At 63.8% G+C, this 676-nt stretch carries 1 pseudogene; it reads right to left on the bottom strand.

From position 1 onward, the window contains the following. Nucleotides 1-676: pseudogene (locus RM532_RS15830) on the bottom strand (DUF4236 domain-containing protein); the annotation flags it as partial.

The following is a 676-nucleotide window of genomic DNA, read 5'->3' as shown; positions in this document are numbered from 1 at the left end:
CTCGTCAGTATTGTCGGCATCCCTGGTCAACGACACGACCCGCTGGAAAGCGTCCGGCGTGGCGATTTCGGCCGTCAGGACCTCCACCATCGAGAGCGTAACGACGGGGTCCTTGGGCTGAGCCGTGTAGATGGACTCGAGTACGTCGAGGGCCTCCGACCACTGCGCCGTCATCTGGTAGGCCTCGGCCAGGGCAAGTGCGATGCCCCGGGCGGCCGGTTCGATCCGGGCATCGATGTGGTCGGTGATACTCAGACTGACGGTTGGCCGTATCTCGTACTTTCTGAACAACTCGCCCAGTGTCTCCCCTCGATCGAGGGCCGATGAAAGACAGCTGATGGCCGCTTCCGGTTGCTGACGCTTCAGCGCCAGTACGCCGGCCATGAAGGCGGCGTCGGCCTGCGTCGTTGCCTGACTCAGGGTATTCCAGGCCCCGGCCTCATCCTTCTCATGGATCTGACGAAGACCATCGACGAAGGCTTCTTCCCCCGGCGGTGTAATCAATCGCCGGAAGAATCCGAGATCCAGGCGGTCGGCGGCACTCTCGCCTTCCGGTGCCGGTGATCCACGCTTACCGCGACGCCGATCAAGCGGATTGTGCTCGGTGTAGTACAGGCCGCTGCCGGGGATACCGACCGTCCCGCGGGTGCCGGCGGTGCCGAAGGTGAACTTCGCA

It is taken from the genome of Spectribacter hydrogenoxidans, assembly GCF_031846275.1.
Taxonomy (GTDB): domain Bacteria; phylum Pseudomonadota; class Gammaproteobacteria; order Nevskiales; family Salinisphaeraceae; genus Spectribacter; species Spectribacter hydrogenoxidans.
The sequence above is the reverse complement of the archived record's forward strand: the minus strand, read 5'-3'. Positions and strand labels throughout refer to the sequence as shown.